The sequence below is a fragment of the Gordonia westfalica genome (assembly GCF_900105725.1).
Classification (GTDB): Bacteria; Actinomycetota; Actinomycetes; order Mycobacteriales; family Mycobacteriaceae; genus Gordonia; species Gordonia westfalica.
Genome location: NZ_FNLM01000036.1, coordinates 90,254 through 107,436 on the forward strand (window position 1 = coordinate 90,254; position 17,183 = coordinate 107,436).

Consider the following 17,183-nt stretch of genomic DNA (forward strand, 5'->3'; position numbering starts at 1 on the left):
TGGCCTATGCCGACCGGCTGATCGAGTTTAAAGTCGACCCCTCGGTCAGCACTGTGCGCGACTCCTCCGACAACACTCTCGCCGAAGCGTCAGGTACCGCGAGTGTCATTTGCCACGGTGAAGGGACCGCTGTGAGCTGATTTTTGCCATCGGGATGGGACCACCTGGATTGCCAGTTATGGGACCACCGGCGCGTTGCGCTGGTGGTCTCTTGTTTTGTCCGTTGGGCCTTGACCCCGGACCTTGGACACAGGGTGGGATTTATGCTGCGTGTAGAAGTGTAGCAGCGTAACGGTTTTCGTAGGTGAGTGGTGATTGGTGCCCGCACCACGAGTGTCTTCGGCGGTTGTTGTAACGCACGAGCCACCCAAAGACTTCACGCCGGCAGGTGAACTCATCGGGCCAGGACTGCTCATCTTGAAGGACCTCGCGTTTGAGCGTGGCGTTGAACGACTCGGCCATCGCATTGTCGGCGCTGGTGCCCACCGCTCCCATGGACTGGGTCACGCCGAGTTCAGCGCACAGGTTGGCGTAGGCCTTGCTGGTGTAGACCGAGCCGTGATCGGAGTGAAAGACCGCTCCCGACAACGACCCTCGCGTCTGTTGTGCCGCTTGCAAGGCATCGGCAACGAGATCGGTGCGCATATGATCGGCCACCGCCCACCCCGTCAACCGTCGGGAGTAGCAGTCGATCACCGTAGCCAGGTACAGGTTGGAGCCATCGGCGATCGGCAGATACGTGATATCGCCGACATACACCCGGTTCGTGGCGGGCGCGGTGAGATCGCGTTCCACCAGGTCAGGGACTATGCGATCGGCAGGTTCAGGGATCGTGGTGACCACACGACGGCGCCGCCGATAACCGACAATGCCGTGGGCGCGCATCACCCGCGCCACCCGTTTGTGATTGACCCGGTTCTCCAGCGCCACCCCATCGTTGAGTTCCGCGGTAATCCGCGGTGCACCACAGGTGCTGTCACCATCGTGAACCTCACGAATACGTTGCGCCAAAACATGATCAGCTTCCGCACGAGCCGCCCGGCGCGGGGCCGCCTTGCGCCAGGCGTAAAACGACGAACACGCGATCTCGAGGAGATCGCATAGCCACTTGACCGGGTAGGTGTCGAGGTGGTCGGCGACGAACTGGAAGCGGCTCACCAGTTCGTCTCCCCGGCGAAATACTTGGCCGCCTGACGCAAAATCTCCCGTTCGGTGCTCAGCTTGAGCTTCTCGCTACGCAGTGCCGCGTTCTCCCTCTCCAACCGTGCGATCTTGGCCTCAGCGCTTTCTGGCCCCACCACAGTGGGCCCATCGCCGTTGCGGGCCTTGAGCGGGCTGACCGCCCCGCTGCCATCGGCAGCGGTCTTGCGGCCGGTGCCGTAGCGCTCAAGCCAGTGACGCAACGTGCCGCGCTCGACCCCAAGATCGGCGGCGATACCGCGCACCGTGGCCCCGGGGGTCGACTCGTACAAGTCCACCGCGTCCTGACGAAACTGCTCTGAATAGTGTCTCCGAGCCATACCTTGATCATCTCGCTTCTCCCCGCGAACTGCGGGATTCAACGTGTCCAAGGTCCGGGGTCAGGTCCCGTTGACTCGGCCGTGACGAGCAGTCATGGAAGGGGCGGCGGCATGGGCTATCGGGAGGTTGCTGTGGAAGAGATCAGAGAAGTCCTGCGGTTGTGGCTGGGTCTGGCGGTGGGGTTACCGTCGCCGGGGCTGCGCACGATCGCCGCGCATGCGGGGGTGTCCGTGGCCATGAGAAAGTCCCCACTGGTGGGGGGTTGAGGTTCCCCCGAACCGTAGAGGCATCGATAATGAGGAGCACGATGCCAGAGAAGCGGAAGAAGTACGACCGGGAGTTTCGTGATGGGGCGGTCCGGATCGTCGAGGAGACAGGTAAGCCGATCGCCCAGGTCGCTCGAGACCTGGGGGTCAACGAGGGCACCTTGGGTAACTGGGTCAACCGGGCGCGCGCCGAGCGGGAGGGCCGCGGCGAGCTGACCGTTGATGACGCTGCTGAGCTCAAACGGTTGCGTGACGAGGTCGCCGAGCTGCGCATGGAGCGTGATGTCCTCAAGCGATCAGTGGTCCTGTGGGTGAAGGAGGCGACGAAGTGAGCGTGGCACGCTTTATCGCCGACCAGAGGACCAACTATCGGGTGCCACACGCGGTGTCCTGCCGGCTGCTCGGGGTCAGCGAGGCGTGGTTCTACAAATGGCATAAGCGGACCCAATCGCCGGGTGCGGCAACGGGTTTGCACACCACCCGCGACTATCGCCGGGACACCATCGACCGGGCCGTGGCGGTGGCGTTCGACAAGGCCCGCGGCCTGCACGGGTCACCGCGCCTGCATGCGGATCTGCGTGCTGACGGGTGGACGGTGACCGAGAAGACTGTCGCTGATTCGATGTGTCGTCAGGGCCTGGTCGCGCGGCGGATCCGCCGGCGCAACGGGCTGACCCGTCAGGACAAGACCGCCCCGAAGTTCCCCGATTTGTTGGGTCGCGATTTCACCGCACAGTGCCCCGATCAGCGGTGGGTCGGCGACATCACCGAGATCCCGACCGCGGCGGGCAAGCTGTATCTGGCCACGGTCATCGACCTCTACAGTCGCCGCCTGCTGGGGGCGGCCACCAGTCGTCACCCGGATGCAGCGTTGGCGTGTGCGGCGATCGAGATGGCGGTCGCCACGCGGGGCGGTATGCAGGCGATATGGCGTGATGACGATGCGCAGAAGCTGATTTTCCACACCGATCGTGGGTCGACGTACACCGCGAAACGGTTCACCAGGCTGTGCCAGAAGATGGGTATCCGGCAGTCGATGGGCCGGGTCGGATCGTGTTTCGACAACGCCGCAGCGGAGGCATTCTTCTCTTCTTTGGAGTGGGAAGTGTTGTCACGCAACGAGTTCCATACTATCATGGAGGCGCAGGCGGTCGTGTTGGAGTGGTGCTACGGCTTCTACAATCACCAGCGTCGCCACAGCGCGATCGGGATGATGAGTCCGGTCGACTACGAGAACACCGCAGTCACCGAGCCCGAAGCCGCATAGAGGAGTCCTCCACGATTCCGGGGGAACCACAGGTGTCAGATGGTCTGTGTAAGTCCAGTGCTCATCAGTGAGAGGAAGATCTATGAGCATGGCGTTAGACGACAAGCAGCAGGGCCACGACGACGAGCAGTTGCCTGAACTGGCCGAGCCGCGCTCGACCGCGGAAGTCGCCGAGGCATTACAGGCCTCGGGCATGGTCGATGAGCTGCTCGCCCAGATCGATACCGGCCAGGTCCAGATCACCGGCGAAGGCGGGTTGATCCCAGGTCTGATCAAACTGGCCCTCGAACGCGGTCTGAAGGCCGAGCTGACCGATCACCTCGGCTATGCCAAGGGCGATCCGGCCGGGCGGGAGTTGCCCAACGCCCGTAACGGGTCGAGCCCGAAAACGGTGGCCTCGCAGGCCGGGCCGGTCGAGCCGAACATTCCTCGTGACCGTGACGGCACGTTCACCCCGCGGCTGGTCCCGAAGGGCTCGCGCCGCCTCGGCGGCCTCGACGACATCATCATCTCGCTCTACGCCGGCGGCATGACGTTGCGCGACATCCAACACCATTTGGCCTCCACGATCGGCACCGATCTCTCGCACGAGACGATCTCGAAGATCTGCGACGAGGTCCTCGACGCGGTCGATGAATGGCAGAACCGGCCGCTGGAGCCGTTGTATCCCGTCATCTACCTTGACGCCCTGGTGGTGAAGGTCAAAGACGGCGCCCATGTCCGAAACAAGCACGCCCACATTGCTATTGGCGTCGATATGGCCGGCGTCAAGCATGTGCTGGGAATCTGGATACAGGCCGAAGAAGGCGCCAAGTTCTGGGCCGGGGTGTGTGCGAATCTGGCCAACCGCGGCGTCAAGGACGTGCTGATCGTGTGCTGTGACGGGCTCACCGGATTCCCCGAAGCGATCGAGGCGACCTGGCCGCTGGCCACCGTGCAAACCTGTGTGGTGCATCTGATCCGCAACTCGATGCGGTTCGTGAACTACAAAGACCGCAAAGACGTCGCTCGGGCGATTAAACCGATCTACACCGCCCCCGACGCCGAGACTGTGGTTCCCCCGGAATCGTGGAGGACTCCTCTATGCGGCTTCGGGCTCGGTGACTGCGGTGTTCTCGTAGTCGACCGGACTCATCATCCCGATCGCGCTGTGGCGACGCTGGTGATTGTAGAAGCCGTAGCACCACTCCAACACGACCGCCTGCGCCTCCATGATAGTATGGAACTCGTTGCGTGACAACACTTCCCACTCCAAAGAAGAGAAGAATGCCTCCGCTGCGGCGTTGTCGAAACACGATCCGACCCGGCCCATCGACTGCCGGATACCCATCTTCTGGCACAGCCTGGTGAACCGTTTCGCGGTGTACGTCGACCCACGATCGGTGTGGAAAATCAGCTTCTGCGCATCGTCATCACGCCATATCGCCTGCATACCGCCCCGCGTGGCGACCGCCATCTCGATCGCCGCACACGCCAACGCTGCATCCGGGTGACGACTGGTGGCCGCCCCCAGCAGGCGGCGACTGTAGAGGTCGATGACCGTGGCCAGATACAGCTTGCCCGCCGCGGTCGGGATCTCGGTGATGTCGCCGACCCACCGCTGATCGGGGCACTGTGCGGTGAAATCGCGACCCAACAAATCGGGGAACTTCGGGGCGGTCTTGTCCTGACGGGTCAGCCCGTTGCGCCGGCGGATCCGCCGCGCGACCAGGCCCTGACGACACATCGAATCAGCGACAGTCTTCTCGGTCACCGTCCACCCGTCAGCACGCAGATCCGCATGCAGGCGCGGTGACCCGTGCAGGCCGCGGGCCTTGTCGAACGCCACCGCCACGGCCCGGTCGATGGTGTCCCGGCGATAGTCGCGGGTGGTGTGCAAACCCGTTGCCGCACCCGGCGATTGGGTCCGCTTATGCCATTTGTAGAACCACGCCTCGCTGACCCCGAGCAGCCGGCAGGACACCGCGTGTGGCACCCGATAGTTGGTCCTCTGGTCGGCGATAAAGCGTGCCACGCTCACTTCGTCGCCTCCTTCACCCACAGGACCACTGATCGCTTGAGGACATCACGCTCCATGCGCAGCTCGGCGACCTCGTCACGCAACCGTTTGAGCTCAGCAGCGTCATCAACGGTCAGCTCGCCGCGGCCCTCCCGCTCGGCGCGCGCCCGGTTGACCCAGTTACCCAAGGTGCCCTCGTTGACCCCCAGGTCTCGAGCGACCTGGGCGATCGGCTTACCTGTCTCCTCGACGATCCGGACCGCCCCATCACGAAACTCCCGGTCGTACTTCTTCCGCTTCTCTGGCATCGTGCTCCTCATTATCGATGCCTCTACGGTTCGGGGGAACCTCAAGGCGGGTGACCCATCCGGTGGTGGTGTCGAAGAGCACAGGGTAGGCGTTGTGCGCGGCTTTGATCCCGAGCGCGATCGCGAGGTGGGTCTTACCCACTCCAGGTGGTCCGAGAAGGATCACGTTGTCGCTCTTAGCGATCCGGGTGCTGGTGGCCAGATGGGCGATAACATCGCGACGCAATCCTGGAAGGCGGTCGAAGTTGAAGTCCTCGAGTGTCTTGACCGCGGGGAAGCGAGCGCCACTGATCCGCAGCACGGTGCCGTTGGCTTCGCGTTCACTGACCTGGCGGTCAAGGATCGCTGCGAGGTACTCCTCGTGGGTCCAGTTGTCGGTGCGGGCCCGCTCGGCCAACTCGGCCCAGCAGCGGCGGATCGCTGGCATCTTCAACGCCCGCGCCGCGAACTCGATCTGCTTACCTGTGTGATTGTCGGACATGGTATTTCACCTTTCAGTGATAGTGGACGGGGTGGGTGGTTGAGCACCTGACGGGGTAGCAAAGTGCACCCCGAACAGGTCGTCGTAGTCTGGTAGCGCCCGGATCGGTACCTCGTGGCCGTCGGGGTGGGCGCGGATGCGGGCGGCGTTTCGGGCCCGGTTGGCGAGGTCTTGGCGGCGGTAGTCGCGGCGCAGTTCTTTGGCTGCCCGCACGTGCTGAGGGTCGGCGATGGTGACGTGGTTGGCCCAGCTGCGAGCGTGGTCGGCGACGGTGACCTCGCCGCACTGGATGCGCACCTGCTGCAGGTCGGCGGTGATGTCGACGAAGCGACCGATCACCGACGGGTGCACCGAATAGTCATTGCCGGCCACACGTACGTAGTAGTCGCGACCGAGTCGCACCCGGCTACTCAACCCGATATGAGGTGCGGTCGGGGGAAGCCCGGCCATCTGCTCGAGGTCCTCGGCGAGCGCATCACACGGGCGTCGATCACCGATCGCGCGCACCACTCGGGTGTTGGCATGATCGGCCAGCCACCGATCGAACTGGGCGGTGAAATCGTCCGGTGAGGCGAACTGGCGGCCCGGCAGGAACGAGGTCTCGAAGAATCGGTTGTTGCGTTCGACCATGCCCTTGTACTCGGGGTCTCGCGGTGGCGCCAGCTCCAGCCGAGTGCCCAAGGTGCCCACGAATCCTGCGGCCAGCGCGGTGGGTGTGCCCTTGGGGCCGATCGCGGCTTCGCGGTCCCACACCAGCTTGCGGGTCACCGCGCCCAGTTGCGACAGCAGCAGCCACATCCCCGTCAGGATGTCTCCGCCCTGGCGCGACGGGATCATCACCGCCGACCGGTATCGGGAGAACGCCAATGTCATCACCAATACCGGTAACATGGCGAATTGATTGTGGCCCACTGGGATTCGGTAGTCCGGGAACCACAGATCCCACTGCGAACAGCCGCCGGGCTCATAGATCACCCGATCGGCCGGATCTACCCCACGAAACTCCGGGCGAATCACCCGGACCCGGTCTTTGAGGACAGTCAACGATCTCGTCCACCCGATCCGCTCCGCGATCACCGTCGCCGGCATCGTCGGATACTCCCGCAACAACGCCCGGATCTGCGGTTCGAACGCATCGACCACCGAGCCCTTCGCCGGTCGCGAGTACTTCGGCGCGGTGTCTGAGGCCAACGCCGCCCGCACCGTGTTACGGGCCACCCCCAACCGGCGCGATCTCCTTGATCGGCACACCCTCACTGCGATGCAAACGGCGGATCTCCGCCCACTGCTCCACTGAAATCACCCTCCTAACAAGACGGGGGTCAAAATTCACCCGTCGTCAGGGGGTCAGTTTTCAGGCGCCGTCAACATACCCTTCGGGATCGATCCAACGACCGCGTCACCAGGTAGAGCGTTTTGAGTGCGGACTGCTCGTTCGGGAAGTGCCCTCGAGCGCGCACCGCACGCCGCTAGCGGGGCGTTGAGACTTTCGATAGCGTTGGTGGAGCACAACACTCGTCGAATTTCGACGTCGTTGTCAAGGAACGGGATGAACTCCTCCCACGCACTCTCCCACAGGGTCACGATCGCCGGGTACGGCGTGCCCCACTTCTCAGCGAATTCCTCCCATCGCAGCCGGGCCTCAGCGGCGGTCAGCGCGGTGTAGATCGGTCTGAGATCGGCGCTGATCTTGTCCCTATACTTGCGGGAGGCGTACTTGAAGGTGTTCCGGATCAAATGGATGATGCACGTCTGTACCGTGGCCAACGGAAACGCGGCGGACACACTGTCGGGCGACCCTTTCAAGCCGTCACAGACAAGGGAGAAGATGCCCCTGGCACCCCGGTTCTTGAGGTCGGTGAGCACCGCCCGCCGGAACGTGGCCGACTCGCTGCCGCCGTCGCCAGCCCACATGCCGAGGATGTCTTTGTGCCCATCGAGATCAACCCCGATCGCGGCGTAGATCGGCCGGCTACTCACTCACGCACCTCATCCGCGGTGGTGACATCGTGTTCTTGACCAGTCTCAACTGGCCCTGCCACCAGGGCATCCACGCCCTCGACTGTGTCGGTCATCGTCGTGATTCCTCCTGCCCCACGCCGGGGGCGATCAAACCACTTACACCGAATCAGCGACAGTCCCCCCTGCGGCGTCAGTCTGTACGCGTGAAGTTGGCGAAGAAGTCATCGATTGTTGATAGGTCGGCATACCGTCGAAAATGAGCGACGTCGACCTTGACGAAGACACCGCTAGAGGTGAAATACGTTCGATCATCGAACGATCCAACGGCCGCGATGTGCAGTAGGCGATCCGACTCGTGGTCAATCCAAGCAGAGAGGCGAATGGGAGTGTGCAGAGGGACCGGCTGACGGTATTCGACGGTCAGGGTGCGGGTCACCGCGGGGGTCCGCGCGATCCACAGGGTGAAACCCATGATGTCGTCGCAAGCGGCCGAGATCGCTCCGCCGTGCGCCAACCCGGGCGCGCCAAGGTGCCTCTCGTCGAAGGTGTGATCGGCGTACACCCGCTCGCCACTCCGGTAGACCTCAAGTTGAAGTCCGTGGGGGTTTTCGCTTCCGCAGCCCATGCACTGGGACGAGTGCGCCGGCAGTCTTGCTTCTGAGGTCATCTTCTGATCGTTGTCCTTACTAAGCCGCCACCTACTCAAACAGGGTGCGGGGGTCGATGAGGTGTGGGAGCAGGTCCCGACACGGTCTTTCTGTAAACACTATAGGTAATACTGCCAGTACCTGGTACCGTCCATAACGCGCACCAGCATTAAGCGGCGCATACCCCGTGTACGAGGGAAGGAGAGGTCCATCACCACTCGGACCGGCGCCAACCGTTTCCTGGACGGCGCCGCCACTTTCGGTAGCACCCTCGGCTTGGCTGGCCAGGCCCTGCGGTGGGTAGCGGTAGACATTGCTACGGGACGGTTTCCGTTTCGCGAAGCCGTATCGCAGACTTGGTTCGTTATTGTCGTGACGACTCTGCCCGCGATTCTGGTAGCTGTGCCATTCGGTGTCATCGTGTCGGTACAAGTGGGAAGCCTCACTCAGCAAGTTGGGGCCACGTCAATTGCTGGCGCCGCTGGGGGCCTCGGGATCATTCAACAGGGAGCGCCCATCGTTACCGCCCTTCTACTCGGGGCGCGGCCGGATCAGCGATTGCCTCTGATTTGGGCGCTCGAACGATTCGCGAAGAAATTGCCGCCATGGAGACACTCGGACTCAACCCCACCAGGCGCGTCGTAGCACCTCGGTTCGTATCTGTGTTGATCACTGCGCCGATGCTCTGCATGCTGATCGTCTTCACCGGGCTGCTGGCGGGCTACGCCATCAGCGTCGATGTCCAAGGCATCACACCCGGCAGCTATGTTGCATCGTTCGCGTCGTTCGCATCGGTAACCGACATCGTTGTCGCTCTATGCAAATCGCTTGTGTTCGGACTTGTCGTGGTGACGATTGCTTGTCACCGCGGGCTGTCGACGAAGGGCGGCCCTAAAGGCGTCGCAACCTCGGTCAATGCCACCGTAGTGCTGGGTGTCGTCGCGTGCTTCGTGATCAATGTCTTTATCACGCAACTAACAACCATGTTCGTCCCCCAAACCATTGGATGAGAAACGCCTCGTGACCACCGTTCCCTCCCGGAGGTTCTCCGCCGCCACCCGGCCGGTCGGTGCCGTGATCGCGCCCGTTGCACAAGTACCTGAACGCTTGGGGCACGTCGCGACCTTTGTGATCGCCGCGGTCCTCGGCATCCGCCATGTCATCACCACATACCGGCGCCAAACCCTGCTCTACATACAAGAATTCGCCTGGGGTAGAGGTGCAGTCTTGGTCGGTGGTGGAACGGCCATCGTCCTCGCCATCCTCGGCATCGCCGTCGGCGCCTCAATCGGTATCCAGGGTTACGCCTCGCTGGACCTCGTAGGGATGGGTTCACTGACTGGATTCATCTCTTCCTACGCTAACACCCGAGAGCTTGCGCCAATGATCGCTGCGATCGGGTTCGCAGCACAAGCCGGCTGCCGGTTGACAGCTGAGATAGGCTCGATGCGCATTTCCGAGGAGATCGACGCTCTCGAGGCTATGGCGGTACGTCCCATTCCCTTCGTCGTCAGCACTCGCGTAGTGGCGTCGATCACGACCGTGATTCCTTTGTACATCATCGCGCTTATTCTCGGATTCGCGGCCGCTAAGCTCGTCGTCACACAGGTACACGGCCAATCCGGCGGCACTTATGATTTCTATTTCGACCAGTTCCTCAAACCTCAGGACCTTATCTTCTCGCTCATCAAAGTTCTTGTATTTGTCGTTTCCGTAGTGATTATCCATAGCTATCAGGGCTACTTCGCCACAGGCGGAGCTGAGGGGGTAGGCCGGGCGTCCGGCCGAGCGATCCGCACGAGCCTCATCGTCATCGTCGTGGAGGACATGATTCTGACACTTCTGATGTGGGGATTCGATTCCGGCGTACGGATTTCTGGGTAGGGGGGTTCAGTGGCTGTCTTTCATGATCCGTCCGGGCGCGAACCATCGCACGGGAACCTGGTCCTTCGGGGGGTCGCCCTCTTAATCCTCGGCGCGATAGCTGCCTACTTACTGATAAGTGACGCTAACGGTGACTTCAGCGATCACACGTCGTTGACCATCAACACCGACGCGATAGGCGACGGATTGAAGGGGGGATCGGAAGTGAAGTACCTTGGGTTCACCGTGGGCGAGGTCTCGAGCATCTCGGTTCGAGACCGTGGCGCGACGGTCAAAATCAACTTCACCGGTTCCGGCAACGACCTAGATCTCCGGCAGGGCATGACGGTGAATTACACTTCGGCAAACGCACTGGGACCGACGGCACTGGAAATCGTAGATCCTGGACACGGACCGCCCATCGGTTCCGGCGGGAGTGTCTACGTAAGCAGGTTGCAGTCTGAACAGACCTCGGTGTCAACACTTGTTCGCAAGATCTCCACGCTGGTCGAGGCACTGGACCAGCCCTCGTTCGAAGCGGTGGTGAGGTTCATCGTCGAGGATTCGCAGGCAATGTCTGATAGCGGAAAACTCGTATTCCAGATCGCGAAGCTCACGCGGGATGTCCAGAAACGGCCGGTCGGGGAGGACCTAGAAATTGCAGCCAATCTGTCCACCGGAGTCGCCGACTTCATGACGCCGTTCGTCCCTGGCGTCTTGAAGAACGTCGATATCGCTGACTTTTTCGCCACTCAACAGAACATCGATCGCACGAAAAGCAATCTCGGCGACACGGGAAAGGTTCTGTTCGGTGCACTCGGCGGACTGCTCGACAAGAATTACCCGGCCCTGAGTTCGCTGTTAGACGTCGGCCTTGATCTAGCGCGGCCCGTCGCCAGATCCGCCTCGGGGCTCGTTCGCACGGTGTACACGATCCCGCAGATCCTCGATGGCATCGACAAAGCCTTGCCGAAATTCGGCGACCGAGTCCAGCTCCAGCTAGCACTGGTGGTCCAGACCTCACCTGCTCTACAAAGCGCATTGAGAATGGGGGGGCCCACGGGATGACTCTGAGGTCTCTGACACCCACAATCATTAAGATCACCGCGTTCACCGCTGTCATCGGCGTCCTTACGTATGTCATCATCGCGATTCTGCAGCCGACCAACGAAGGATCCTCCAGTTCGCAGCGTTCCGCGGTTTTTGCCGACGCTTCCGGACTCAAGCCCCGCGACGGGGTACGACTCGCTGGAGTGAAGGTGGGATATGTAACGGCTGTCGACCTGAAGGGATCAACAGCGATCGTCCGTTTCCAACTGGACGACGGCGTCTCGATTACCCCCGCGACGACTGCCGCCGTCCGTTACCAAAACCTGCTGGGGCAGCGGTATGTGGAGCTCATCAATGCCGGACAAGGCGCCGACCAGGAGTCGATCACACAGGTGGCACTCAACAAGACCGTCCCGTCGTTCGACGTATCGACACTATTCAACAGTTTCAAACCAGTATTCGATACATTGAATACGGCCGAGATCAATGAGCTTCAGTCGAACCTGCTACGGGTCGCCCAGGGGGACGGTCGAGGTATCGCACCAGTCATGAAGCAAGTCGCGAACATCACCGAGTACGGGAACCAGCGTTCAGAGATCATCACCAACATTGTGACGAGCCTGGGACAGGTGTCTGATCAGTTGATGGGGCGCTCCGCCGAACTGGTCGAGTTGATAGACAAATTGGGGTCAATCGTCGATGCGTTCAGCCGCGTGAGCGATCGCCTGAGGGCCTCGCTGCGGGAGGTCAACCGTTCGATGGCGAAGACTGTGCTCTCCGGTGAGCAGATCGAGTCGACCTACGACACCAGCTTCGCGGCCATTTATCAGAGATTGGTGCGGGAGCCAGGGGATACAGAAAGCTTACTGAACGGTGCCGTTCTCCTGAAGCCACTCCTGGACGCCCTGGAAACTACATCCAAAGCGACACCTTCGTCCTCGGCGGCAGGGTGCGCCCGAGGAGTGCTCGACCTACCGAGAACAGCGCAGATCGCCCTGATGGGTCAACGACTGGTGGTGTGCCAGTGACCCGCTTCTTCGATAAGCGTCCGCATCACCGCCCGCAGCGTCGGCGCGACCTCATCCTGGCGGGAGTCGTTACGATGGTCACGGTGGCCGGCCTCGTCGTGGCGGGTGCTGTGTACATCTCACCGCCCGGACAAACTATCTACAGTGCCAAGTTAGTCAATACCGGCGGATTGGAAGCCGGCGACCAGGTACGTATCGCCGGGATCAGGAAAGGCAAGGTCGCGTCAGTCGACCTGACCGGAACGTTCATCACCGTGCGATTCCGGCTGGATGACTCGATTGCCGTTCGGTCGGACGCGACGGCGAACGTCCGTCTCATCACCCCTATTGGTGGACGTGTATTGGACCTCGACCCAGGTTCAGGCCCGTCGGCCCTCGACGGTGCAATCCCACTGGAGCAGACAAGCAGCACCTACGACATTTCCAGCACGCTTGAGACAACCACACCGGTGTTCCGTGACGTGCGTGGTGTTGATCTACGGCGCACAGCGGCGCTGCTACAGAATGCTTTCTCCGACGGAAACACCAATATCCCTGATGCCCTGCAAAACGCGAGCAGCCTGATGGACCTACTGCAACGTCAGTACGCACAACTCGACAAGACGATGACGTTGTCCGATGAGTACGTCGCCGCCCTCGCAAACCGCAAGCAGGTACTCGTGGACTTCCTCCGCCAGCTCAGCTTCCTTGCCCGCACCCTTGGACCAGACATCGCCAACGTCCAGAACGGATTCGATTATCTGTGCCGTCTTTTCAAGCTACTGACCCGACCGCTTGTCGCGTACCGCGACGGAATAGAACCATCGGTACAACAGTTCAAGACCCTTCTGAACAAGGTGTCGGCCCAGATGCCCGCCTACGCAAACGCGCTGACCCAGGTCGATCAGATCACCAGACGACTGAGCATTCTTCTCGACGCTCCAGAGGTCGGTCCAGCGAGTCCTGAACCGACTGTCCGCATCTGCATCCCGAGTGGTGATCAAAAATGCTGACAGAGCGGATGCGTCAGCATCTGATCCCGATCGCCACCATCGTCACACTCGCAGTAGTGATCGCGGCCGTAGGAATCAACTATGCGACAGCCGACGACGACACGCGGCCACTATGTGCGGAGTTTTCCGACGCATCAGGTCTGTACGAAGGCAACTCCGTCGCGATGCTCGGCAAGAAGGTGGGCAGGGTCGTAGGCATTCACGAGGAGGGCCAGAGGGGCGTGCGTGTCGACATGCGGATCGACAAGACCGTGCCGCTTCCCGCGGATGTGGGGGCCACCCTGGTGTCCACCTCGATTGTCACCGAAAGACAAATCGAGTTCACCCATCCCTATCGCGGCGGAGAGCATTACGAGTCGGCCAAGTGCATACCACTGAACAAAACCAGGACTCCACTGGGGATTAGTCAAACGCTCGACGCGATCAGCACTCTTTCCGATGAACTCGTCAAGGACGGCGGACGTGACACCGATGCGATTCTCCAGGCGCTCACGCTCGTCTCCAAGAACATGGAGGGAACCCAGGGCGATATCTCTGGCATTCTCAAGGACTCGGCCACGCTGATCAACGATCCGACCCGGCGTGATGGTCAGATACGCAGAATTGTAGCCAACCTCGCGACCTTAACCGGTGTTGCCACCGAGAACAGTGCTGAGGTGACCCAGCTGTTCGACAACTTCGTCGGCGCAATCGAGGTGATTGTTGCTTTCGGTCAAACATTCGGCGCCGCAACAGAGTACGCAGGTACCTTCGTCCCCATCCTGTCGCGATTGGCGTCCGACTTCGGTCCACCGATCTTCGCAATTGGTGATGCTGCGGTTCCACTCCTCGCGCAAGTAGGCAAGCAAGAGAACATCCTGGCGACCGTCGCCGCTCGAACGGCTGACCTCATCGTCAAGCATCCGGATGCGAAGTCGATCCTGCGGGCATTCGCCGTGTCTGTCCCACTGCAGACCCTAAGAACGGCGTGTGCCTCTCCCCCCGTCAACGGCGTCTGCAGGACGGGTAACGAAGTGGCGACGATCGCTAACTTGATCGGAGGGCAATCTCAATGATGACCTACGGCTACCTTCGCCGTGTCACGGCCGCGATCGTGACGCTGTTCGCAGCGACCATCGCCCTCGCCGCCTGCAGCATCAACGCCGACAACCCGCCGACCATCGGCGGATCATCCGCCCGAGACGGCTACGACATCGAGATCGAGTTCACGAGTGCTCTGAACTTGCCTGCCCGTGCCAAAGTCCTCTCTCGAGGGATTGACGTCGGTGCCGTCACCAGCGTCACGTACGACGGAGGCCACGCGCTGGTTGCCGCCCGAATTGATAAAGACGCCCAACTGCAGGAAGATTCGCGCGCGGAACTCCGCCAAGACACTCTCCTGGGCGAGATTTATGTGGCCATCCTTCCCCCCGCACAGCAGTCCACCCAAGCCTTGCTGCACGCGGGATCGGTAATACCTCTCTCACGCACCGAACCGGCTGCCAACGTCGAGGACGTGATGCGGGGGATGGCTAATGTACTGGGCGGGGGTGAACTCGATAAAATCCATACCGCGATATCGACACTGAACTCGACCTTTCCGAGTGACCCCGCCCAATTCGATACGCTTTACCGCACGACGTTGCGCACCGTGTCTGAGGTGTCCGCCAACACCGACAAACTCGACGTAGTCCTGCAGTCGGCCGATCGCACACTGAAAGTGATCCTGGCCGACCCGTCAGGTACTGACCGAATGTTGACCAAGGGGGGAGTGAACTTCTATGGTCTGGGCTATTCGCTAATTGACGTCGCGCTACTTATCGCCAACCTGCGCGACTTCGCAGTATCTGCCGGCCGTATCGTCGACCCTGAGTATTCCCGCATCAAGGAAACGGTAGGAGCGATCGCGCCGGTAATCGCGTCCATCGCGTACTCGGACATCTACTCCAAGGATGTTTCCGACAAGGCGACGCGTGTAATACGCGAGAAGCTCATCCCATTCGTCAGCTCGCCAGATATCAACGTTTCCGACGTGTCTATCGACGGCCAAGATCTAGCCCGACGTGATGCCGGGTCGTTCATTAACGTATTGCGAGCGATCGGAATGATGCCATGATCCGCAGCACCGTCGTATCCCTGGTTGCCCTTGTCGTCGTCTTCCTCGTCGGAGCAACATACCTGACCATCGACGTGGCACGAATAAACCCGTTCCGCTCCGACTACACGATCTCGGCCATACTCAAGAGCTCGGGCGGCCTGCTCGACACATCGCCGGTGATGCTAGAGGGGGTGCCGGCGGGCAAGGTGACATCTATTCGCGTCACAGATAATCAGCTCGCCGTCGACATGTCCATCGACTCCGGCTACAAGATCCCTCGCGGCAGTGTCATGACGATCCAGAACCTCTCGGTCGCGGGAGAGCAATACATCAACTTCATCCCACCGGATACCACCACCAGTGAGTACTTGCGTAGTGGGGACCTAGTGCCCGCCAGCGCCATCCACGTGTCCCAATCCGTTCCCCAGGTGCTCCCGAAAATGTCGGCAGTGGCCGACGCGCTCGATCCAGCATCGATTCAGACCATCAACGAAACGATCTCGGCTGCAGTCGACGGCCGGCAAAAGGACCTCGACACGATCGGAGACATGATGCACCGCCTCGTGGACTTCGTCGGTGACGACGGTGCGGTCCGTACCACCGCGGACAATGCCGAGTTCCTCCTGGGCCTCATGTCGAACGTGGGCGGTGTGCTCAGTACCGCGTCGGTCCGGACCCCGGATGCCGTCGACGGTTTGGCGAGAATCCAACGTGCGTTCATCGTTTTCACCTCTACGTCCTACGACAAATGGCCACCAATCCTGAAGCTAGTGGAAAAGCTCAGCGGTTACATCCAGATACTTCAGCCCGACATTGTCGCCATCACCCGCGCGGTCAAACCGGCGACGGCGAAAGTCGCAGACACATACGTCGACTTCGGATCGATCGGTGATCTCCTGGCGCGAACATTCCCCGCGTCCCATCGGGGACAGGCGCAAATCCCGATCGCCGTCACACCATCACCCCGCTGACGCCCGATGTCGCCCCCCCTACCCCAGCATTTACAGAAGGCAGCAAATGACCGCACACGACAACGGATCAGAATCCGAGGACAGCGGCACCGAAAATGAGCTGACTACGGCTTCCGATAAGGCAGACCGCGGCGACGCCACTAGTGCCACAGAACCTGCGACGTCACAGGACGTTTCCGCCTCGGACGAGGCAAGCCCCCCGACGTCCGAGGCCGAGCAGCGCTGGGGATCAGCACGCCTCCAGGTGGTGGCCGTCGGTGCTCTCGTGGTAGTACTCGCGGTGCTGGCCGGGCTCTTTGCTTACCTCTACATTGACATGCGGCAAGCAAAGACGTCCCTGGAGGACGCCGCCACACAACGAGCGCAGGCAGCGCAGGCAGCATCGGACTACACCACAAAGTCGCTCACGTACAGCTACCAAAACACCGACGCATTCTTTACCGAAGTGAAAGAGAATGCCAGCGATGCGTTGGTCAAGCGATACGACGATGTCGAACCCACCCTGACCCAAATCATGAAACAGGCCAAGGTCCAAGCGGCGGGACGCGTACTGGCGACCAGCGTCACCGGCAGCGCCAGCGAGAACCGGGGGGAATACACGGTGCTGGTCTTCGCCACCCAGAAGACCCAGAATGTTCAGAACCCTCAGCCGAGCGAACTCCCCACACTGTTGAAAGTCGTCGTGCTGAAGACCGATAACGGCTGGCAGATCCAGGATTACGGACCTGCCGAATGATCCAGCGTCCGCCGC

At 61.3% G+C, this 17,183-nt stretch carries 14 protein-coding genes and 5 pseudogenes; 12 read left to right on the forward strand and 7 right to left on the reverse strand.

Annotation, left to right across the window (positions count from 1 at the left end; translation table 11 throughout):
* Window positions 1–261 precede the first annotated feature (261 nt).
* Window positions 262–1,520 (reverse strand): IS3 family transposase gene (locus tag BLU62_RS26725; RefSeq protein WP_085950780.1). Its coding sequence is split into 2 segments (ribosomal slippage): window positions 262–1,175 and window positions 1,175–1,520, totalling 1,260 coding nucleotides; the frame shifts between segments, so codons are not numbered across the junction.
* A gap of 308 nt (window positions 1,521–1,828) precedes the next feature.
* Between BLU62_RS26725 and BLU62_RS26735 the strand changes: the two genes are divergently transcribed.
* From BLU62_RS26735 to BLU62_RS26745, 3 genes and pseudogenes are all read left to right on the forward strand, one after another.
* Window positions 1,829–2,119, forward strand: coding sequence for a transposase (locus BLU62_RS26735; RefSeq protein WP_005195137.1), 291 nt, complete (start codon window positions 1,829–1,831; stop codon window positions 2,117–2,119).
* A complete protein-coding gene (locus BLU62_RS26740) occupies window positions 2,116–3,054 on the forward strand; it encodes an IS3 family transposase (RefSeq protein ID WP_020169777.1) in 939 nt (312 codons plus the stop codon). The genes BLU62_RS26735 and BLU62_RS26740 overlap by 4 nt, the downstream gene beginning before the upstream one ends.
* Window positions 3,055–3,136: 82 nt before the next feature.
* Window positions 3,137–4,102: pseudogene (locus tag BLU62_RS26745) on the forward strand (IS256 family transposase); the annotation flags it as partial.
* Between the two features lie 33 nt (window positions 4,103–4,135).
* Here BLU62_RS26745 and BLU62_RS26750 read toward each other — a convergent pair.
* The 6 genes and pseudogenes from BLU62_RS26750 to BLU62_RS26775 form a co-directional block, all read right to left on the reverse strand.
* On the reverse strand, window positions 4,136–5,074 hold the full coding sequence (locus tag BLU62_RS26750) for an IS3 family transposase (RefSeq protein WP_020169777.1): 939 nt from the start codon (window positions 5,072–5,074) through the stop codon (window positions 4,136–4,138).
* Window positions 5,071–5,361, reverse strand: a complete 291-nt coding sequence (locus BLU62_RS26755) for a transposase (protein ID WP_005195137.1) — start codon at window positions 5,359–5,361, stop codon at window positions 5,071–5,073. The genes BLU62_RS26750 and BLU62_RS26755 overlap by 4 nt, the downstream gene beginning before the upstream one ends.
* 43 nt (window positions 5,362–5,404) lie before the next feature.
* Window positions 5,405–5,842: pseudogene (locus tag BLU62_RS26760) on the reverse strand (ATP-binding protein); the annotation flags it as partial.
* A 6-nt stretch (window positions 5,843–5,848) separates the two neighbouring features.
* A pseudogene (gene istA / locus BLU62_RS26765) lies at window positions 5,849–7,145 on the reverse strand (IS21 family transposase).
* Window positions 7,146–7,227: 82 nt separating this feature from the next.
* A pseudogene (locus BLU62_RS26770) lies at window positions 7,228–7,822 on the reverse strand (IS256 family transposase); the annotation flags it as partial.
* Between the two features lie 172 nt (window positions 7,823–7,994).
* Entirely contained in the window at window positions 7,995–8,471 is a 477-nt protein-coding gene (locus tag BLU62_RS26775) for a PaaI family thioesterase (RefSeq protein ID WP_005194983.1), read from the reverse strand.
* A gap of 256 nt (window positions 8,472–8,727) precedes the next feature.
* On the opposite strand from BLU62_RS26775, the pseudogene BLU62_RS26780 reads away from it, so the two are divergent.
* The 9 genes and pseudogenes from BLU62_RS26780 to BLU62_RS26820 all read left to right on the forward strand — a co-directional run bounded on the left by BLU62_RS26780 (window position 8,728) and on the right by BLU62_RS26820 (window position 17,168).
* A pseudogene (locus tag BLU62_RS26780) lies at window positions 8,728–9,461 on the forward strand (MlaE family ABC transporter permease).
* Between the two features lie 10 nt (window positions 9,462–9,471).
* Complete coding sequence (locus tag BLU62_RS26785) at window positions 9,472–10,335, forward strand: ABC transporter permease (protein WP_006369623.1); 864 nt, start codon at window positions 9,472–9,474, stop codon at window positions 10,333–10,335.
* Window positions 10,336–10,344: 9 nt separating this feature from the next.
* A complete protein-coding gene (locus BLU62_RS26790) occupies window positions 10,345–11,382 on the forward strand; it encodes an MlaD family protein (protein WP_005195121.1) in 1,038 nt (345 codons plus the stop codon).
* A complete protein-coding gene (locus BLU62_RS26795; protein WP_005195122.1) occupies window positions 11,379–12,392 on the forward strand; it encodes an MlaD family protein in 1,014 nt (337 codons plus the stop codon). The genes BLU62_RS26790 and BLU62_RS26795 overlap by 4 nt, the downstream gene beginning before the upstream one ends.
* A complete protein-coding gene (locus tag BLU62_RS26800) occupies window positions 12,389–13,384 on the forward strand; it encodes an MlaD family protein (RefSeq protein ID WP_074853416.1) in 996 nt (331 codons plus the stop codon). The genes BLU62_RS26795 and BLU62_RS26800 overlap by 4 nt, the downstream gene beginning before the upstream one ends.
* Window positions 13,378–14,439 carry an MlaD family protein gene (locus BLU62_RS26805; protein WP_005195124.1) on the forward strand — a complete coding sequence of 354 codons (1,062 nt, stop codon included), beginning with the start codon at window positions 13,378–13,380 and terminating at the stop codon, window positions 14,437–14,439. Before BLU62_RS26800 ends, BLU62_RS26805 begins: the two co-directional genes overlap by 7 nt.
* Window positions 14,436–15,479: an MlaD family protein gene (locus BLU62_RS26810; protein ID WP_005195125.1), complete on the forward strand. Its 1,044-nt coding sequence runs from the start codon at window positions 14,436–14,438 to the stop codon at window positions 15,477–15,479. Before BLU62_RS26805 ends, BLU62_RS26810 begins: the two co-directional genes overlap by 4 nt.
* Window positions 15,476–16,432 carry an MlaD family protein gene (locus BLU62_RS26815; protein WP_005195126.1) on the forward strand — a complete coding sequence of 319 codons (957 nt, stop codon included), beginning with the start codon at window positions 15,476–15,478 and terminating at the stop codon, window positions 16,430–16,432. The genes BLU62_RS26810 and BLU62_RS26815 overlap by 4 nt, the downstream gene beginning before the upstream one ends.
* A 46-nt stretch (window positions 16,433–16,478) precedes the next feature.
* A complete protein-coding gene (locus tag BLU62_RS26820; RefSeq protein WP_005195127.1) occupies window positions 16,479–17,168 on the forward strand; it encodes a hypothetical protein in 690 nt (229 codons plus the stop codon).
* Window positions 17,169–17,183 lie beyond the last annotated feature (15 nt).